The following is a 17,050-nucleotide window of genomic DNA, read 5'->3' on the forward strand; positions in this document are numbered from 1 at the left end:
CTGCCGGAGGCCCCGCTCGCCGAGGGCCGTACGCCGACCGCCGGCCACCCGCCCGTGACGGGCGGCATCGCGCCGCCACCGCCACGGGGTCCGTCGCCGCGCCCGGCTGCTCGCCGCCCCGCGCCGGTGCCCTCGTTCCCTCCTCACCCACCCGCTCAGAAAGAGACCCCCTCATGACCGCTGGCAACCGAGACGTGCACACCTGGCTGACCGCGCGTGTGGCCACCTATCTGCGCCGATCGCCGGAGGACATCGACACGTCCGTACCGCTGGCCGACTACGGCCTGGACTCCCTCACGGCGCTGGCCATCACCGCCGACATCGAGGACGAGTTCGAGGTCACCGTCGACGACGCGCTGACCTGGGACCACCCCACGGTCGACGCGCTGAGCGCGGCGCTGTCCGACCTGGTGGGCGGGCAGCCGACAGCGGCGGCGGGCACGAACGAGAAGCAGGCCCGACGATGAACTCTGCCCTGCCCCTGACGGCGGCCCAGCACGGGGTGTGGGTCGCCCAGCGCCTCGCACCCGACAGCCCCCTGTACACCTGCGGCATCTACTACGACGTCCCCGGGCCGGTGGACCGCGCCCTGCTGACCCGTGCCGTGCGGCGGACCGTGGCCGAGACCGAGGCCCTGCGCGTCCGCTTCCACGAGGACGCGGAGACGGTCCACCAGAGCGTCGACCCGTCCATCGAGGGGGAGTTGGAGTACCTCGACCTCGGCGGCGAGGCCGACCCGGCCGCCGCCGCCCGCGCCTGGACCGACGCCGATCTGGCCAGGCCGGTGCCGGTCACCGGTGACCGGCTCTTCCAACACACCCTGCTGCGGCTCGGCCCCGACCGGTACCGGCTGCACTTCCGCTACCACCACATCCTCCTCGACGGCTACGGACAGGTCCTGCACTGCCGTCGCCTGCTGGAGGTCTACACGGCGCTGGCGGCGGGCGAACAGCCGCCCCCGAGCGGATTCGGCACCCTGCGCGAGGTTCTGGACGAGGAGCACGCCTACCTCAAGTCCGCCCGCCGGGAGCGCGACGGCGCCTACTGGCAACGGGAGTTCGCCGACCTGCCGGACTCCACCGAGCTCGGCTCCGCGGTCACCGGCCCCGTCTCCGACTCCGGCTCCGACGCGACCGCACCCGCACTCGCCTCCGGCGCCTCCGGTGCCACCGGACTCGCGCCCAGCCTCCCCTCCGCGACCGGCCGTCTGCCCGAGGCCACCGCCGCGCGGATGCGCGGACTCGCGGGGTCACGCTGGTCCCTGCCGGTGATCGCCGCCATGGTCGCCCACACCCACCGCGTCACCGGGGCCCACGACGTGGTCGTCCGCGTGTTCATGGCCGCCCGCCTCAGCCCGCGGGCCCTGTCCACGCCCGCCATGCTCGTCAACGACGTCCCGCTGCGGATCCACGTCGACGGCTCCACCACGTTCACCGAACTCCTGGACCGCGTCGCCGCCCGCCTCGCCGAGGCCACCCGCCACCAGCGCTACCCGCACGACGAACTGCGCCGCGCCCTCGCCGCCACGGCCCACCCGGGCACCCTGAGCGGCCCGTCGGTCAACGTCCTCTCCTTCGCCTCCGCCCACCTGCCCTTCGGCCCCGTCCGGGCGACGGCACACCAGCTCGCCTCCGGCCCGGTGCGCGACCTCGCCCTGCACGCGTTCGGCGATCCCGAGGCCGGCGACGGCATCGAGCTGACCGTCAACGCCCACCCCGGGCGCTTCACCCCCGGGACGGCCGCCGCCCACCGTGACCGCTACACCCGCCTCCTCACCGCCGCCACCGACCGCCCCGACCTGCCCATCGGCGCCCTCGACCTGCTCGACGACGCGGAGCGGGAGCGCTTCCACGCCCGCAACGCCACCGGCCGGGCCACGGACCCGCGCTCACTGGTGGAGCTCTTCGAGGCCCAGGACCCGGCTGCCGAGGCCGTCGTCTTCGAGGGCGAGCGGCTGACGTACGGCGAACTCAACACCCGCGTGAACCGCCTCGCGCACGCCCTGCGCGGCAAGGGCGTGGGACCGGAGTCGCGGGTCGCGGTGCGGCTGCCGCGCTCGCTCGACCTCATCGTCGCGCTGTGGGCGGTGCTGAAGACCGGCGCCGCGTACGTGCCCGTCGACACCGGCTACCCGGCCGACCGGATCGCGCACCTCATCGCCGACTCCCGCCCCGCGCTCGTGATCGACGAGGACACCGTGCGTTCCCTCGGCGAGGGCGAGGGCGAGAGCGACACGAACCCCGGCGTCGTCCCGCGGGGGGACCACGCCGCGTACGTCATCCACACCTCGGGGACCACCGGCCGGCCCAAGGGCACCGTCGTCACCCACGCCGGCATCGCCAACATGCTCGCCTGGATGCAGGACGAGTACCGGCTCACCCCGGCGGACCGGGTCGTGCACAAGACGCCCGTAGGGTTCGACGTGTCGGTGTGGGAGGTGTTCTGGACCCTCACCCGGGGCGCGACCCTCGTCGTCGCCCGCCCCGACGGCCACCGCGACCCGGCCTACCTGGCCCGGCTGGTCCGCGACGAGCGCGTCACCGTCATCCACTTCGTCCCGGCCATGCTCGGCCCCTTCCTCGACGAGTACGTGCCGACCCCCTCGCTGCGCATGGTCAGCTGCGGCGGCGAGGCGCTGCCCGACGGGCTCGCCGACCGCTTCCACCGCGAGTGCGGCGCCCGACTGCACAACTCCTACGGGCCCACCGAGTTCTCGGTGACCGCGACCTCCCACGCCTGCCGGCCCGGCGAGCCCGTCACCATCGGCACCCCCACCCACAACTCCCGTGCCTACGTGCTCGATCCGGCCCTGCGGCCGGTGGCGGACGGCGTCACGGGTGAGCTGTACCTCGCGGGCGTCCAGCTCGCGCGCGGTTACCTCGACCGGCCCGGCGCCACCGCCGAGCGGTTCGTCGCCGACCCCTACGGCCCGGACGCCGGCAGCCGCATGTACCGCACCGGCGACCTGGTGCGCCGCCGCGCCGACGGCTCCCTGGAGTTCGCCGGACGCGCCGACGACCAGGTCAAGATCAACGGACAGCGGGTCGAGCCCGCCGAGGTCGAGGCCGTCCTGGCGTCGGTGCCCGGCGTGGCACAGGCGGTGGTCCTCGTCCACGACTCCGCCGCGGGCGCCCGGCAGCTCGTCGGCTACGTCACCGGCGCCCCGCGGACCGACCCCCGGGCCCATCTCGTGCGGCGGCTGCCCGCCCACATGGTGCCGGTGAGCGTGTTCGTGCTGCCCACGATCCCGGTGACACCCCACGGCAAGATCGACCGCCGCGCCCTGCCCGCCCCGGCCCGGCCGGTGAGCGGACGGGCCCCCGCGACCGCCGCCGAGCACACCCTGCACACGATCGCCGCCGCACTTCTCCACCGCCCCGAACTGGGCGTGGACGACGACCTGTTCGCCCTCGGCGCGGACAGCATCCACGCCATCCAGCTCGTCGGCCGCGCCCGCCGCCAGGGCGTGCGCCTCACACCGCAGGACGTGTTCGACCACCCGACCGTCGCCGGGCTCGCCACCGCCGCCGAGGCGGCAACGACGACGACTACGGCACCGACGGCCCCTTCGACCCTGCCGGCCGAGGACGACCCGGTCGGCGAACTCCCCGAGACCCCGATGGCCCGCCGCCTCGCCGAACGCGGAGGCTCCACGGCCGGCTTCGCCCAGTCCCTCCTGCTGGCCACCGACCCGGGACTGTCGTACGACCGGCTGACCGCCGCCCTGCAGCAGGTGCTCGACCGTCATGACGCCCTGCGCATGCGCGGGAGGCACATCCGGCCCGTGGGCGCGGTACGGGCCGAGGAGTGCCTGAGCCGGGCCCGCGACGAGGACGTGGCCGGGCAGAAGGAGACCGCGCGGCGCGCGCTGTCGCCGGACGACGGGGTGATGGTCCGGGCGGTGTGGTTCGCCTCCGGCCGGCTGCTGCTCGTCCTGCACCACCTGGTCGTCGACGGCGTGTCCTGGCGCATCCTGCTGACCGACCTCGCCGAGGCGCTCGCGGGGGCGGAGCTGTCCCCGCCCGGGACCTCCCTGCGCCGCTGGGCCGGACACCTCCGCGCCCCCGTCGACGAACTCCCGCTGTGGACCGACCTGTTGTCCACCCCGGAGCCCGTGCTCGGCACCCGCCCCCTCGACCCCGCCCAAGACGTCCACGGCACCGCCCGCTCGGTCACCGTCACCGTCCCGGCCGAGCTCACCGCCACCCTGCTGGGCACCCTGCCCGCCGCCTACCGGGCCACCCCGGACGACATCCTGCTCGCCGCGCTCTCGGCGGCCGTACAACGCCACCGCGGCGAGGGCCCGGTCCTGGTCGACCTGGAGGGCCACGGCCGCGACCACCTCCCGGACGGGATGGACCTGTCCAGCACCGTCGGCTGGTTCACCCGCGTCCACCCCGTCCGCCTGGGCCCCGGCACCGCGACGGACGCCCGGCTGATCAAGCGCACCAAGGAGGAGCTGCGCGCGATCCCGCACGGCGGACGTGGCCACGACCTGCTGCGCGACCGGCTCACCGGACTGCCGACGCCGCAGATCTCCTTCAACTACCTGGGCCGCCTGGACGCACAGGACCTCGGCGGCTGGCGTCTCGCCGACGGCGGGGCCGCCGTGGAGCTGCTGGCCGACGACGACCTCGCGCTCACCCACGCCCTCCAGATCGACGCGCACGTCCGCGACGGCGAGCTGACCGCCGAGTGGACCTATCCCTCGGGCGTCCTCACCGAGACCGACGTACGCGCCCTCGCCGACGCGTGGACGCGGGCCCTGGCCGAACTCGCCCCGCACACCCGAGGCGGGCTGACCGTCTCCGACGTGCCCCTCGTCCGGATCACCCAGGAGGAACTGGACAGGTTCCGCGGCGCCGCGGACGTCCTGCCCCTCTCCCCGCTCCAGGAGGGCCTGCTCTTCCTCGCCCTGTACGAGCCCGACGACCCCTACGTCGGCCAGCTCGTCCTGGAGACCGACGCCCCCTTCGACCCCGAGCGGATGCGGGCCGCCGCCACCGCCCTGCTGCACCGCCACCCCAATCTGCGGTCCGCCTTCCGCAGCCGCTCGACGGGCGCCCCCGTGCAGGTCGTCCCCGCCGAGGTGAAGGTCCCCTGGGAGGAGCGCGACGAGGACGACCTGGAGGCCTTCCTCGCCCGTGACCGCGCCCGCGGCTTCAGCGTCGTCCGGCCGCCCCTGCTGCGGTTCACCGCACTCGGCGACCGCCGTCTGGTCCTGACCCACCACCACCTGCTGCTGGACGGCTGGTCCCTGCCCCTGCTCGTCCGCGAACTGTTCACCCTGTACGGCGGCACCGAACTGCCTCCGCCGGCCCCGTACCGGGACCACCTGGCCTGGCTCGACCGGCAGGACCGCGAGGCCTCCGCCGAGGTGTGGCGGGAGCGGCTCGCCGGTCTGACGGCACCCACCCTGCTCGCCCGTGCCGAGCGCACCCCCGACGGACACGACGTCCACGAGGTGGTCCTGCCCGAGACGCTCACCGACGCCCTGACGTCGACGGCCCGGGCACACCGGCTCACCCTCAACACCGTCGTGCAGGGCCTGTGGGGGCTGTTGCTGAGCGCCTTCACCGGCCGTGACGACGTGGTCTTCGGCGCGACCGTCTCCGGACGCCCGCCCGAGCTGCCCGGCGCGGAGTCGATGCTCGGGCTGTTCGTCAACACCCTGCCGGTCCGGGTGCGGATCGACCGGGACGAGACGCTCGCCGCGCTGCTGGCCCGGCTCCAGCACGAACAGCGGGCCCTCCACGCCCACCAGCACGTCTCGCTGGCGGAGCTGACCCGCGCCGCCGGCTTCGACGCGCTGTTCGACACAGTCGTCGCCTTCGAGAACTACCCGATGGACGACGGCATCGAGGCCGGCGGACTGCGCCTGGCCCACGCCGACCTCGTCGAACGCACCCACTACCCGGTCACGCTCTCCGTGTTCCCCGGCGAACGGCTGCGGCTGCGGTTCTCCCACCTCGCCGGTGCGTTCGACACCAGGGCCGTCACCCGCCTCGCCGACCTCCTGGCCGGCCTGCTCGGCGGCGCGGCGGCGGAACTCGACCGCCGGGCGGCAGAGTTGATCGAGGTGAGCGCGGAGGACCGGCTGCTCGTCATGGGCACCGCGCACGCGGACACCGGCCCCGCCCCCGTGGCCCCCGCCGGCGGCGGCGACCCCCGCACGCCCGAGGAGGAGGCACTGTGCGCCATCGTCGCGGAGGTCCTCGGTGTCGAACGGGTCGGCGTCGACGACGAGTTCTTCGCGCTCGGCGGCACCTCGATCCTGATGATCCGGCTGGTCCACCGCGTCCGCGACGAGTTCGGCGTCGACCTGTCGCTGCGCGACCTGTTCGCCGCCCCCACCGTCGCCGGTGTCGCCGACCGGCTGACCCGGCTGGCCCCGCAGGCCAAACGCATCACCGCCGAGGAACGGCCCGGCCGCGTCCCGCTGTCCTTCGCCCAGGAACGCATGTGGTTCCTGCAACGCCTCCAGGGTGCCTCAGGCACGTACAACATCCCCCTCGCGATCCGGCTGACGGGAACCCTCGACACCGACGCCCTCGGCGGAGCGCTGGCCGACCTCGTCGCCCGCCACGAGGCGCTGCGCACGGTCTACCCGGAGGACGCCGACGGCCCCCACCAGGTCGTCCTGCCGCCCGAGACGCGCTACACCACGGAGTTCGTCCGGGACGCCGATCCCGACCTCGCCGCCGACGCCGGGCGCCCCTTCGACCTGACGCGCGACGTACCCCTGCGGACGACGCTGTACGAGACCGGGCCCGACACCCACGTCCTGCTGCTGGTCGTGCACCACATCGCGGCGGACGGCGCCTCGCTGCGCCCGATCGCCGAGGACATCACCACCGCCTACCGCGCCCGGACCGGCGGCACGGCACCCGGTTTCCCCGAACTGACCGTGCAGTACCCGGACTTCGCGATCTGGCAGCGGGAAACGCTCGCCGCGGACCTGCCCCGCCAGATCGCGTACTGGAAGCAGCACCTGGACGGGCTGCCGCCCGAGGTCACCTTCCCCGGCGACCGGCCGCGCCCGGCGGTGGCCACCCACCGCGGGGACCACGTCGAGTTCCCCGTCGCCCCGGAGCTGTACCGGCGGATGCTGGACCTGGCCGGCCGCACCCGCACGACCCCGTTCATGGTCCTCCAGGCGGCCGTGTCGCTGCTGCTGACCCGGCTCGGCGCGGGCGAGGACATCCCGCTCGGCGGTGTGATCGCCGACCGGCCCGACTCGGTCCTCGACGACGTGGTCGGCGTCTTCATCAACACCCTCGTCTACCGCATGGACACCTCGGGCGACCCCAGCTTCGAGGAGCTGCTCGTCCGCGTCCGCGAGACGGGTCTGGCCGCCTACGCCCACCAGGGCGTCCCCTTCGAACGGCTGGTGGAGGAGGTGAACCCGGAGCGCTCCCGCTCCCGGCACGCCTTCTTCCAGGTGATGCTCGCCTGGCTGGACCTCACCGAGGCCCGCTTCGACCTGCCCGGCGTCACCGCCGACCCCGGCCCGGTCACCAGCGGCACCGCCAAGTTCGACGTGCACTTCGACTGCCACGTCCACGGGGACGGCGGGCTGCTGTGCCGTCTGGAGTACGCCACCGACCTGTACGACCGCCGTACCGCCGAGAGCTTCGCGACCCGGTTCGTCCGCGTCCTGGAGTGCGTCACCGCCGACCCCGGCCGACGGCTCTCCGACGTGGACGTCCTCGGCACCGAGGACCGCGCCCTGGTGCTGAACGGCTGGAACGACACCACCGTCCGCTTCGACGGCGAGGCCTCGGCGGTCGAACTGCTCCAGGCCCGGGCGCTCCGGAACCCGGACGCCGAGGCGATCCGCTTCGAGGGCGAGAGCGTCACGTACGGCGAGTTCGACGCCCGGGTGAACCGGCTCGCCCACGCCCTGCGCGAGCGGGGCGTCGGACCCGAGTCACGGGTCGCCGTGATGCTGCCGCGCTCGGTCGACCTGATCGTGGCCCTGTGGGCGGTGCTCAAGGCGGGCGCCGCGTACGTGCCGATCGACACCGGCTACCCGGCCGACCGGATCGCGTACATCCTCGCCGACTCCGGCGCCCGGCTGCTGATCTCCGACCGGGACGCGGACGGCTTCGAGCGGATCGCACCCGACGCCGAGGGACCCGACGAGAACCCGCAGGTGACGGCCCGGGGAGACAACGCGGCGTACGTCATCTACACCTCGGGCTCCACCGGCCGCCCCAAGGGCACGGTCAACACGTACGCGGGCATGGCGAACCGGCTGTGGTGGATGCAGCGCGACCACCGGCTCGCCCCGGGCGAGCGGGTGCTGCAGTCCACGCCGGTCAGCTTCGACGTGTCGGTGTGGGAGGTCTTCTGGACCCTCATGTACGGCGGCACCCTCGTCGTGGCCCGGCCCGACGGCCACCGTGACCCGCTCTATCTGGAGCGGCTGATGCGCGAGGAGTCCGTCGCGGTCGTGCACCTCAGCGCCTCCATGCTCGGCGCCTATCTGGCCGAGACCCGGCTGCCGGACTCCGTCCGCCTGGTCGTCTCCGGCGACGAGGCCCTGCCCGCCGAACTGGTCCGCCGCTTCCACGAGGACGGGGCGGACGAGGACGCCGTGCTCCTCAACGCCTACGGTCCGACCGAGGCCGCCGTCGACGTCACCGCCTGGGCCGCGCCCGCGGACACCCAGACCGTGCTGATCGGCGGTCCCGTCGCCAACACCCGCGCCTACGTCCTCGACGCGACGCTGGCACCGGTCGCCCCCGGCGCGCCCGGCGAACTGTACGTGGAGGGCGTCCAACTGGCCCGCGGCTATCTCGACCGGCCCGCGCTGACCGCCGAGCGGTTCGTGGCGAGCCCGTACGGGCCGCCCGGAGCACGCATGTACCGCACGGGAGACGTGGCGCGCTGGACGGCGGACGGCGAGCTGGAGTACCTGGGGCGCGCCGACAACCAGGTCAAGCTGCGCGGGTTCCGCGTCGAACTCGGCGAGATCGAGGACGCCATGGCCGACCATCCGGCCGTCGCCCGGGCGGCCGCGGCCGTGCACGGGCAGTGGCTCGTCGGGTACGTGGTCCCCGCCGCCCCGGCCCCGGCCTCGGCCTCGGCCCCCGCTCCTGTCGACGTCGACGTCGACGACCTGCGCGACCGGCTCGCCGCCCGACTGCCCGAGTACATGGTCCCGGCCCAGATCGTCACCCTGGACACGCTGCCGCTCACCCCGAACGGCAAGCTCGACCGCTCGGCCCTGCCGGTCCCCGACCTCGCGCGCACGACCGGCCGCGGCCCGCGCACCCCGCAGGAGGAGATCCTGTGCGGCCTGTTCGCCGAGGTCCTCCGCGTGCCCGAGGTCTCGATCGACGACGACTTCTTCGCGCTCGGCGGCCACTCCCTGCTGGTGACCCGGCTGGCGAGCCGCATCCGCGCCGCCCTCGACACCGACCTCGAACTGTCGGTGCTGTTCGAGGCCACGACCGTGGCGAGGCTCGCGGCCCGGCTCGACCCCGGCGGCCCGCGCCGCTCCGCGATCGCACCTCGGCCGCGCGAGGGACGCCTGCCGCTGTCGTACGCGCAGGAACGACTGTGGTTCCTGCACCGCTTCGAGGGCCCGTCCCCGACGTACAACCTGCCCGTCGCGCTGCGGCTGAGCGGTGCCCTCGACGTGGCCGCGCTCACCGCGGCCCTGGACGACCTGGCGGGGCGGCACGAGAGCCTGCGCACGGTCTTCGCCGAGGACGGGCACGGCCCCCACCAGGTGGTCCTGCCCTCCGTGCCGCCACTGACCGTCGTCCGCACCGACGAGGACACGCTGGGCGAGCGGCTCGCCGAAGCCGTCCGCACACCGTTCGACCTCACCGCCCAACCACCGCTCCGCGCCACCCTGTTCGACCTCGCCGGGGACGAACACGTGCTGCTCCTCGTCCTGCACCACATCGCCGGCGACGGCGCCTCGATGGCCCCGCTGGCCCGCGACCTCACCACCGCGTACGCGGCCCGGAGCCGGGGCGAGGCACCCGAATGGGCCCGACTGCCGCTCCAGTACGCCGACTTCGCGGTGTGGCAGCGACAGTCGCTGGGGGCGGCCGACGACCCGGACAGCGTCCTCTCCCACCAGCTCGACCACTGGCGGACGACGCTCGCCGGGCTGCCCGAGCAACTGGAACTGCCCTTCGACCGGCCCCGGCCCGCCGTCCCCACCCACCGCGGCGACACGGTGCCCTTCGCGGTCGAGCCCGCCGTCCACGAGGCCCTGGTCCGGCTCGCCCGAGCGCACCACACGACCGTCTTCATGGTCGTGCACGCCGCCCTGGCCACCCTGCTGCACCGGCTCGGCGCGGGGGAGGACATCGTGATCGGCTCACCGGTCGCGGGCCGCACCGACGACGCCCTGACGCCCCTGATCGGCTACTTCGCCAACAACCTCGTCCTGCGCACCGACCTGACCGGCGACCCCGACTTCACCGAGGTGCTGCGCCGGGTACGGGCCGCCGACCTCGCCGCCTACGCCCACCAGGACGTGCCGTTCGAACGGGTCGTGGAAGCCCTCAACCCGGCCCGCTCCACCGCCCGGCACCCGCTGTTCCAGACCGGCCTGAACTTCAGCGACGCCGACCAGCAGACCGCCCTCGACCTCGCCGTCGACCTGCCCGGCCTGACGGCACGCGTGCGGCCGGTCGCGTCACCCACGGCCAAGTTCGACCTGTCGTTCTTCCTCGTCGAGCGGCCCGAGGGCGGGGTGGACGGCCTCCTGGAGTTCGCCACCGACCTGTTCGACCGCGACTCGGCCGCCCGTATCGCCGAGCGGTTCACCCGACTGCTCACCGCCGTCACCGCCGAACCCCACCGCCCGGTGGGGGAGTTCGACCTCGTGGGCACCGACGAGCGCCGACTGCTGCTCACCGAGTGGAACAGCACCGCCCACGAGGTGCCGACGCGGACCCTGACGGACCTGATCGAGGCCCAGGTGACCCGCACACCCCACGCGCCGGCCGTCGTGTTCGGCACCACCGAGCTGACGTACGCCGAACTCGACGCCCGTGCTGGCCGGTTGGCACGGCACCTGCTCGACCTGGGAGCGGGCCCGGAGCGCCACGTCGCCGTGCTGATGCCGGTCTCGGAGGACGTCCCCGTGACCCTGCTGGCCGTCTGGAAGACCGGCGCCGGATATCTGCCGCTGGACCCCGCCCACCCGGACGACCGCCTCGCCTTCATGCTGGGGGACATCGCACCGGTCGCCGTGGTCACCACGGCCGAACTCGCCGAGCGGGTCGCCTCGTTGACGACCGCGGCCGTCGTGCCGACGGACGACCCGGAGATCCGGCCACGCCCCTGCGGCCCCCTCACCACCGTGGTCCGCCGACCCGACCACACCGCCTTCGTCATCTTCACCTCGGGCTCCACCGGGCGACCCAAGGCGGTCGTCGTCGAACACCGCTCCCTGGTCGCCTACCTGGCCTGGGCCACCCACGAGTACGAGAGCCTGCGCCGCCGCGTCCTGGTGCACTCGCCGGTCTCCTTCGACCTCACCGCTACCGGCATGTTCGGCCCGCTGATCTGCGGCGGCACCGTGGAACTGGTCCGCTGGACCGCGAGCGGCCCCGACCAGGACGCCCACGTCACCCGGCCCGACTTCGTCAAGGCCACCCCCACCCATCTGCATCTGCTGAGCGCGGTCCCCGAGGAGTACTCCCCGTGCGGACAACTCGTCCTCGGCGGCGAGTCCCTCCTCGGTGACGTCCTGGACGCCTGGCGCTCCCGGCACCCCGGCGTGACCGTCCTCAACGAGTACGGCCCGACCGAGACCACCGTCGGCTGCAGCCTGTTCCGCATCGAACCCGGCGACCCCGTGCCCCCCGGCGTCGTCACCATCGGCACGCCCGCCTGGAACACACGCATGTACGTGCTGGACGCGCTGCTGCGCCCGGCACCCGTCGGCACCGCCGGCGAACTGTACGTCGCGGGCGACCTCGTCACCCGCGGCTACCACGGCCGCCCCGGCCTGACCGCCGGACGCTTCGTCGCCGACCCCTTCGGCCCGCCCGGAACCCGGATGTACCGCACCGGCGACCTGGCCCGATGGACGGCGGCAGGGCGGCTGGAGTTCGTCAGCCGCGTCGACGACCAGGTGAAGATCCGGGGCTTCCGCATCGAACTCGGCGAGGTGGAGGCCGTCCTCACCGCCCAGCCGGGCATCGACGCCGCCGCCGTGGTCGTCCGCGAGGACACCCCCGGCGACAAGCGCCTCGTCGCCTACGTCGTGCCGCGCGACGGACACCCGGCGGACCCGGCCGCCCTGCGCGGCGCGGCGGCCGGTGCCCTGCCCGACTACATGGTCCCCTCCGCCTTCGTCCCCCTGGACGCGCTGCCGCTGACCGCCAACGGCAAGATCGCCCGCAAGGCGCTGCCCGCGCCGGACCACACCGCCGAGGGCACGGGCAGGACACCCGCCGAGGGCCTGCAACGACAGGTGGCGGACCTCTTCGCCGCCGTCCTCGGGGTGGCCGACGTCGGCGCCGACGACGACTTCTTCCGCCTCGGCGGCCACTCCCTGCTCGTCGCCCGCCTGGTCAACCGGATCCGCGCCGACCTCGGAGCGGAGCTGTCCCTCAGGGAGGTCTTCGAGCACGCCACCGTCGCCGGACTCGCGGACCTGCTGTCGGACCGGCCTACGCGGACCTCCCGGCCCCCGCTGGTCCGCCGGGAACGGCCCGAGCGGGTGCCCCTGTCGGCGGCGCAGCGACGGATGTGGTTCCTCGACCGGCTCGACGGTCCCGCGCAGACGTACACCATCCCCGTCGTCCTGCGGATGACCGGCACCCTCGACCGGGACGCCCTGCGGGACGCCTTCGGCGACCTGGTCCGACGGCACGAAGTACTGCGCACGGTGATCGCCGACGGACCGGACGGGCCGCACCAGATCGTCGTCGACACCGAACCGCGCTTCGCGGTCCGGCCGTACGCCGCGGACGACTTCGCCGCGGGGCTGGCACAGGCCGCCCGGACGCCGTTCTCCCTCGACCACCAACCGCCCGTCCGCGCCGAGCTGTTCACCGACGGGGAACGCGAGCACGCGCTGCTGCTGCTCCTGCACCACATCGCGGGCGACGGCGCCTCCATGCGGCCCCTCGCCGAGGACCTCTCCACGGCCTACGCTGCCCGCCTCGCCGGCCACGCCCCCGACTGGTCCCCGCTGCCCCTCCAGTACGCCGACTACGCCCTGTGGGAGCGCGAACTGCCCGCGGAGCGCATCGAGTTCTGGACGCGGGAGCTGGCCGGCGTGCCCGACCAGATCGACCTGCCGACCGACCGGCCACGGCCCGCCGTCGCCTCCCAGCGCGGTGGCACCGTGCCCTTCACCGTGCCGGCCGCACTGCGCGGCCGCGTCGACGCGCTCGGCCGTGACCGGGGCGCCAGCGCCTTCATGGTGCTGCACGCCACGCTCGTCACCCTGCTGACCCGGCTCGGCGCCGGCGAGGACATCGTGGTCGGCACACCCGTGGAGGGCCGTCCGGACACCGCGCTGGAAGGCCTCGTCGGGCTCTTCGCCAACACCCTGGTACTGCGCGCCGACACCTCCGGCGACCCCACGTTCGAGGAGTTGCTCGACCGGGTGCGCGCGGCGGACGTGGCGGCGTACGACCACACCGACGTGCCGTTCGAGCGACTGGTCGAGGTCCTCAACCCGGCGCGCTCCCGCTCCCGGCACCCCTTGTTCCAGGTCATGCTGACGGTCAACCAGGAGGCCGTCGCCCCCACCCTCCCCGGCCTCGCCGTGACCCTCGGGGACGTGCCCGGCGACCGCGCCAAGTTCGACCTGTCGCTGACGTTCGTCGAGACCCGCGAGGGCGGCTGGTCCGGATCGGTCGAGTACGCCTCGGACCTGTTCGACCGGGCCACCGCCGAGAGCGTCGCCGCCCGCTATCTGCGCCTGCTGCGGGAGGTGACCGCCGACCCGGCGCGAGCCCTGCACACGCTGCCCCTGCTCACCCCCGCCGAACGCGAGGACACCCTCGTCCGGCGCAACGACACCGCCGGCCCGCTGCCCGAGGCGTCGCTGCCGGAGATGTTCGAGGCGCAGGTGGCACGCACCCCGCACGCGGTGGCCGTCGTCGCGGACGGCACGGCGCTGACGTACGACGAACTGAACCGTCGCGCGAACCGGCTCGCCCGGCACCTGATCACGCTCGGGGCCGGACCGGAGAGCGTCGTCGCGGTCGTGCTGCCGCGCCGCCCCGAGGTGGTCGTCGCCCTGCTCGCGATCCTGAAGACCGGAGCGGCCTATCTGCCGGTCGACCCGGCCAACCCGCGGGCACGGATCGACGCGCTGGTCGCCGACTCGGCGGCGCGGATCGTGCTCGACGAGGAGACCTTCCCGGCCGGCCTGGACCATCTCCCCGACAGCGACCCGGGCCTGCCCGTCCACCCCCACCAGGCCGCCTACCTGATCTACACCTCCGGATCTACCGGCCGCCCCAAGGGGGTCGTCGTCGCACACGGATCGCTCGCCGCCTACCTGAGCGAGGCGGTGGCGATGTACCCGGCCGCGACCGGCGAGTCCCTGGTGCACACCTCCCTCGCCTTCGACATGCCGGTGACCACGCTGTTCACTCCGCTGATCACGGGCGGCCGGGTGCGGTTCGCGGACCTGGACCACGACACCGGGACCCCCGACCTGCTCAAGGTCACCCCGAGCCATCTGCGGCTGCTGGAGTCCCTGCCCGACCGCGTCGGCGACGCGCGGAACCTGGTCATCGGCGGCGAGGCCCTCGACGGCAGCGCCCTGCGGGCGTGGCGCGCGAGGCATCCCGAGACCGTGGTGGTCAACGAGTACGGCCCCACGGAGGCGACCGTCGGCTGCGTGGTCCACCGCCTCGAACCCGACGACGACCTCGGCACGGGACCGGTGCCCATCGGCCGCCCCATCGGCAACGCGCGCGTGTACGTCCTCGACGACCACCTCCAGCCCGTCCCCGACGGGGTGTGGGGCGAGCTGTACCTCGCAGGCGCCGGACTCGCCCGCGGCTACGCCGGACGGCCCGGCCAGAGCGCCGAACGCTTCGTCGCCGACCCGTACGGTCCGCCCGGCACCCGGATGTACCGGGTGGGCGACCGGGCCCGCTGGAACCGTGCCGGTGTCCTGGAGTACGCCGGCCGCGTCGACGACCAGGTCAAGATCCGGGGGTACCGGATCGAACCCGGCGAGATCGAGGCCGCCCTGACCGCGCTCGACGGGGTCGCGCGAGCCGCCGTGATCGCCCGCGAGGACCGTCCTGGCGACCAGCGGCTCGTGGCGTACGTCGTCGCCGAAAAGCCGTCGGTGGTCGACGAGTTGAAGGACCGGCTCGCCACCGTCCTCCCCGCCCACCTCGTACCGTCCGCGTTCGTCGGGGTCGACGCGCTTCCGCTGAACGCCAACGGCAAGCTCGACCGCAGGGCACTGCCCGCCCCACCGGACACCGCCGCCGGTACCGGCCGGGCGCCGCGGACCGAACGGGAGGCCCTCCTGTGCGGGCTGTTCGCCGAGGTGCTGGGGGTGCCCGAGGTCTCCGCCGACGACGACTTCTTCGCACTGGGCGGTCACTCCCTGCTCGCCACCCGGCTGGCGGGCCGGATCGGTGAGGCTCTGGAGATCCGCTTCAGCCTGTCGGCACTTCTCGAAGCACCGACCCCGGCGGGACTGGCCCGCCACCTCGCGGAGGGCGCACCGCACGCCGCGTCGTGGGTGCCGGACTCGGAAGCCGAGCTGAGTCCCGCCCTGCGCTTCACATCCGCCGAGTCCCCCGCCGGTCCGCCCGACGCGCCGCATGCCGGTCCGGACGCCGCCGGCCCGCAAGAGATTCTGCTGACCGGGGCCACGGGGTTCGTCGGAGCCTTCCTCCTGGCAGAGCTGCTGCACCGGACTTCGGCGCGCGTGCACTGCCTCGTCCGTGGGCGGACCGACGCCGAGGCCGGCGAGCGGCTGACCGGGGCCCTGCGGCGCTACGGCATCGACCTCAGGCCCACGCCGGACCAAGCGCGGCTGCATGTCGTCCGGGGTGACCTGGCGGCAGGGGACCTCGGCCTCGACCCCTCGGAACGGGCGCGGCTGCGCGAGCGGGTCGACACGATCGTGCACAGCGGCGCGCACGTCCATCACCTCTCGCCGTACGACCGGCTGAAGCCGGCCAACGTGGAGGGCACCCGAACCCTGCTGCGCCTGGCCGCCGAAGGCAGGCCGAAGGCGTTCCACCACCTCTCCACCCTCGGCGTGTTCGGGCTCGGCCGGAACTCCCGGCTGGTCAGCGAGGATTCACCGATCGACGGTGAGAGGCACCCGTTCGGGAACGGCTACGCGGCGAGCAAATGGGTCGCGGACCGGCTGGTGGAGCGTGCCTTCGCGCGGGGGGCCGCCGGCGGCATCCACCGGCTCGGCCGCATCTGGGCCCACACCGCCACCGGTGCCGTCAGTCCGGACGACATGTTCTCCCGACTGCTCACCAGTTGCGCCGCGCTCGGCTGCTATCCGGCCGGACCGGATCTGGAGGAAGCGCTGCTCCCCGTCGACGTCCTGGCCCGCGCCGTCGTGGGGCTGATCCTGACGGGGACCGGAACCGCCCGTGTGCACCACCTCCACCACCCGCGCACGGTCGGAGCCGGTGTCTTCATGAGCGGGTACGACCGGATGCGCGGGACGGTCACCGAAGCGGTCCCGCTCACCGAGTGGCTGCGCCGTCTGCGGCGCGCGAGCGAACAGGGACAGGACCTGCCGATCCTGCCCTACCAGGCGTATCTCGAAGAGCACGCCAGGACGGCGCCGGACCCACGGCAGCCGACCCTGCAGTTCGAGAACGACAGGACACTGCAGCGACTGCGGGACCTGGCGGTCGCGATCCCGGACATCGACGCGGCCGCGATCTCCCGCTACTGGGCCTTCGTCGAACGGTGAGGTGAGCCGTGCGGACCGGCCTGCCGCCCTCCACATCGACCTGATGACCAGCCACACCGCCCGGACCACCGGCCGGAACCGTGGCCCCACTCCCCTCCGCCGGGAGGCGAAGCGCCTCCCGGCTCCCGAAAGGAACACCGA

At 74.1% G+C, this 17,050-nt stretch carries 2 protein-coding genes; both read left to right on the top strand.

The window, feature by feature from the left end:
• The first annotated feature begins 173 nt into the window (after positions 1–173).
• Positions 174–467, top strand: coding sequence for an acyl carrier protein (locus tag K1J60_RS40320; protein WP_220650535.1), 294 nt, complete (start codon positions 174–176; stop codon positions 465–467).
• A complete protein-coding gene (locus tag K1J60_RS40325; RefSeq protein ID WP_220650536.1) occupies positions 464–16,909 on the top strand; it encodes a non-ribosomal peptide synthetase in 16,446 nt (5,481 codons plus the stop codon). Before K1J60_RS40320 ends, K1J60_RS40325 begins: the two co-directional genes overlap by 4 nt.
• Positions 16,910–17,050: the final 141 nt, after the last annotated feature.

It is taken from the genome of Streptomyces akebiae, assembly GCF_019599145.1.
Classification (GTDB): domain Bacteria; phylum Actinomycetota; class Actinomycetes; order Streptomycetales; family Streptomycetaceae; genus Streptomyces; species Streptomyces akebiae.

Excerpts from the sequence above, each read along its gene's own strand:
- K1J60_RS40320 (WP_220650535.1), top strand. The coding sequence starts at position 174 with ATGACCGCTGGCAACCGAGACGTGCACACCTGGCTGACCGCGCGTGTG.
- K1J60_RS40325 (WP_220650536.1), top strand. The coding sequence starts at position 464 with ATGAACTCTGCCCTGCCCCTGACGGCGGCCCAGCACGGGGTGTGGGTC.